This window comes from Bartonella silvatica (assembly GCF_040545155.1).
Taxonomy (GTDB): domain Bacteria; phylum Pseudomonadota; class Alphaproteobacteria; order Rhizobiales; family Rhizobiaceae; genus Bartonella; species Bartonella silvatica.
Genome location: NZ_JBEPLI010000039.1, coordinates 1 through 4,862, shown reverse-complemented (window position 1 = coordinate 4,862; position 4,862 = coordinate 1). Strand labels below are relative to the sequence as shown.

Sequence of the window (4,862 nt, the reverse complement as noted above, 5' to 3'; positions counted from 1 at the left end):
AAACTCAACAGTGGTATGGCTTTGATCATGGTTTTGATGCAAGATTTTAAGGAAACAACCTATAAAAAAGATCTATAAAATTATTCCATAGATTATCAAAATCCCTTTTAATGGGCTTTTGTCTATTTGATCGGTTATGTCAGTTTATTTAACAGACGAATCTTATGATTTTAGTAAAGGATTAAAATGTGCTTTATGAAAAGCATATGATCCTTTAAGCCTTTCAAAAGATAGCTTGTAACTCATAAGAGATGCTATCAAGATCATTATGGTTATAAGTTTTGGGGGGGGGGGGTTTTGGAGGTGCTTTTTACGCCCCCCCTTTACATATTTTTCAATAAAAAATAAAAGTTTATTATATTTCAATATGTTAATGTTTTAAAGAAACAACCTGTATTACATACAACACGTAAATACAATCTATAATATATATAAAAAGGGGTTTTGAAGGTATTTTGAGAGTTTGAGAAACTTACAAAACCTATAAGTAATATAAGAAAATGAATATACATAACTCTCTTTAAACAAAGCTTCTGATAACAATAAAGCTATCATTTTAGATTACGGTATAATCTTTTAAAGGCAATGTAAAAAAATCTAATTCACTTTAAGAGTGGATTTCTTAAAAGTTTTAAAGCAATCCAAATAAGAGTATCTAAAAGTGCAAGTTTCTTCTTTTTAGAATTAACGCATATAAATACTCCTTTTAAAGATTGTATCTAATCAACTTAACAAGAGAGGTATAGATTATCGTTATAAGCTCTATACCCCTTATGAGTTTAGCATACCCATTATGTGAGCATGCCAAGTCTATTCAGTTTCTCTTAATACCAAATTTGGTAAGTTCTTAACGATTTTCATGGTTTCTAAACTTACGGTAATAACCCTTTGAAACAATTCCAATGGATAAGCAGGGTTGCCAACGGTTTCAACAGCATAGCGATTGGCATCATTAACAATGCCGCTCTTTTTATCAGTCTTAACACATTGACGCCCCATAACCCATTCAAGAGCGGGTCTACCATTGACGATATACTCATAAGCTTCAAGAGGGATATCTGTCATAATGATATTGCTGTTATAAATAACAGTTGATTTATCTTTCTCTTTACCTGCTTTTGCGAATTTCATTTCAGTCACATAATAGAATTTTTCGGGATTAGAGATCTCTGTCTGTTTTGGATTACCCTTTTTAAAGGTTACTGGATAAGGTTCTACATCTTCATAATTCACGTGCAAATGACCCAGTTCACGCCCTGCTGTTACAAACTTCCCAAAATCATTAGCACTCTTTACACAAGGGATACGAGGCAATTCTTTGCATAAATTATGAGCATAACGGGCGCGATACTCTTCCGAATGTAATAATCCATAAACATAATAAAAAATATCTTCTTTTGTTATGGTCTCATTAGGATAAGTAGACTGAAATTTCTTTAAAGCCGCGTCTGTAATACTATCACGAACTTTCTTTTTTGCACCTGTAGTAAATAAGTTATGGTCATGATGTTTCTTATCTTCACAATGAAACATAAGCGGATAACATCTTGTTTTTTCTAATGTATCATAGGTAATGGGTTTATTCGTCATGAGACAAGAGAAACTTGAATTACTACCACTACCTGAAATACAAATACCAAGATTATGTGAAATATCTGGATTAAAAAATTTATGTGTTTGTCCTAGTACTTCATTAAAAAATGGCGATGTATAATGCCACATTGTTATAAACGGGCGATAAAGAACAAGAGCTTTTAGATTTGGTTCAAATTTTGCATCTATTCTTTGCTTTAATTTAGAACAAAGGCTTCTTGACCAACTAATTTTTGTAGTATCATAATCAATAATCTTTTCTATAGGTACATAAGATTTTTCAGCAACGAGACGTCTCTGTATATTAAAAAAATCAATTATTTTTTGAATGGATGCATCTAATTTTTCACATGAGAAATTGTAAACCCAAGCATCTCGATTTGATAATACACCAGGTGACATTATCTCAAAGAGTTTAGCATCTGCTAAAATATTTTTATTTCCCATTGAAATAAATTGTTCAAAATCTGCTCTTCTTTTCTTTATCCAATCATAGTTCTCATTAGGGCTAATTTGAATAAACTTTTTAGATTGCACTATTGCTTTTACACTTCTCAATGTATTTAATCTTTCTAATTTTTCTTTGGTAGAAAGATTATTACCAATATCATGATAGTAAATCTTACATAGCTGTTTATTATCTGGATTACGTACAAAAAGAGTTATCGCTATTCCATTCATGCAACCAGATTTAAAGATATTTCCTCCTTCTTTTGATTGTTCTTTTGATTTTATATTTTTTCGAATATCACCACGAAGATTAATGATATAAATAGCAGAATACTCACTTTGTAAGCATCTTCGCATACCATCAGCAAATGTTTTATCTATCCATCCATTCCCAGAGACATAAGCGACAATACCTCCTTGCTGACTTAAGCGATTACTTGCCCAACGAATGGCACGAATGTAGCTATCGTAAAGTGCTCGCATATTCATTGATTTAGATTGAGCAGCATATGTATCTCGAATGCTATCATTAAGTGTATCATAAGATACATTCGGATTATTATCATTGGCATTTTTTTGCCCTACGGAATAAGGAGGGTTGCCAACAATAACTTGGATATCAGCTTCTTGCTGTTTTTTACACCGCTCTGAATTCTCAAACATATAGCGTGTAAAAAAATCTTTTTCCTCTAACATCAGAAAAGTATCGGTTAAACAAATTCCTTCAAAGGGTATATAGTCTCCTTTCATGATACTATGATAAGTCGATTCAATGTTAATGGCAGCTATGTAATAGGCTAGGAGAACAATCTCGTTGGCTTTGATTTCATTTCGGAACTTATATTCCATATCCTCTGGTTTTATCAGTCCAGATTGTAAAAGTCGTGTAATAAAGGTCCCAGTTCCAGTGAAAGGGTCGAGAATAGACACACCTCGAGAACTTAGGCTTTGTCCAAACTCTTGCTCTAAAACATCATTGACAGAATGTAGGATAAAATCGACTATTTCAATAGGCGTATAAACAATTCCAAGCTTATCTGTTGTCTTTTTGAATGCCTTGGTAAAAAAATCTTCGTAAAGTTTGATAATAAGATTCTGTTTTGCTCGCGTTTCAATAATACCCTCTGTATCATCCTTTACACTTTGATAAAACTTTTCAAGATCTTTGGCTTCGTCTTTGATATTCATCTTATCAAGTTCAGCTAAGATCTTTTCCATCGCTTGCGAGATGGCGTTTTTACTCACAAACTCATTTCCATCAAACAAGGATTCAAAAATAGGTCGTGTCACAAGGTGTTGCGCCAACATCTCGAGTGCATCCTCTTGCTCGATACTGTCATTTAAACCGTTCTTTAATTCTTTATGAAAGGCATGAAAGGCGTGATAAGCTTCACTCTTTTTATCAGCGAGTATGCTTTTAAGACGAATAATATGATTTTGTGCAATTGCAGCCACATTGCCAGCCCATTTTTCCCACTGATTAGGCTCTCCACATTTTTTGACAATAATGGGCTTAATAGCACGCGATAATTCATCAACATAAAACTCGAATTCTTTTTGTCCTCCATACCTATGAGAACTTTCACTTGCTACTGAACCAATATGAAGCCCAGCACTTTCCGATTTCGCGTGGAAAGAGAGTTCGTCAACGACAGCGGTCATTGCTTGTAAAGCAGGGTCAAAAGTGACCCCTACAATCTCAAACACATGACGAACATCTTGGTCCAGCTCTAAGGCTTTTATTTTGTTTTTAAAGTTGTCATCATGAGCACGCAAAGCATTGAGAACTTGCCAGATGACATCATACTTTGTATTGTTTTCTAAAGCCTGTTGTGGTGGAATATTAAAGGGAATACCAACGGGTAAAATAATGTAGCCTGTTGTTTTACCTTCTGCGCGGCGCATCACACGCCCCACTGCCTGTATCACATCCACATGACTTTTACGCGGGTGTAAAAACATAACCGCATCAAGAGTAGGGACATCCACCCCTTCAGAGAGACAGCGGACATTGGTTAACACACGGCAGTTATTCTCATCTATATCTTCTTTAAGCCAATCAAGTAATTTATTACGTTTTTTGCCATTAAAGGTTCCATCAATATGTTCAATCTCAAAATTAAGGGAGGTTTTACTTTCCGGCACAAATTTATGATATTCATCAATGGCGTCATTGAATAGTTCGCTAACTAGTTGAGATGTATTGATATTTTTACAAAAAGCCAGAGAACGACGCATAGGTTTTATGCCATCTTCTTCTTTTTTTTCTATTTGGGAAAGTGCTTTGTAGCAGCCAATGATTTTGGTTGTATCATCAAGAATAAGTTCGGAATTTTTATCTTTAAGCCGCTTCTGAATCGTTGCATTGATAATTGCTTCATCAACAGCTAAGACGATAACTTTATAAGGTGTTAAAAGCTTATCTTTTAGAGCTTTTGAAAAAGTATAAGTGTAAAGATTTTTCCCATAGAGCTCTTCATCATCCATGGACGCTAGAACGGCATCAGATGCGTCAGCCTTTTTTTTCAGCTTATCACTAAAGATCTTAGGCGTTGCTGTCATATACAGACGTTTTTTGCCAAAAATGATGCTGTTATCGTGAACCTTGATAAATTCGGATTCATTGTCTTCACTTCCCAATGAAGCTCCAGTCGTTCTGTGGGCTTCATCACAGATGATCAAATCAAATTCGGGTAAACCATGCTCTTTTTGTGCATCCGAAATCACTTGGATAGAATGGTAAGTTGAAAAGATAACCGTCATTGCATCTGCTAGGCTTTCACGCGCTTCTTTGGCAAGGGCTTGGGCATCCGTGGTAG

At 34.7% G+C, this 4,862-nt stretch carries 1 protein-coding gene; it reads right to left on the bottom strand.

Going from position 1 to position 4,862, the window contains the following annotated elements; translation table 11 throughout:
* Positions 1 to 810: 810 nt before the first annotated feature.
* Positions 811 to 4,862, bottom strand: a 4,052-nt coding sequence (locus ABID23_RS07570) for a type ISP restriction/modification enzyme (protein WP_354190843.1), incomplete at its 5' end; no start/stop codon positions are given.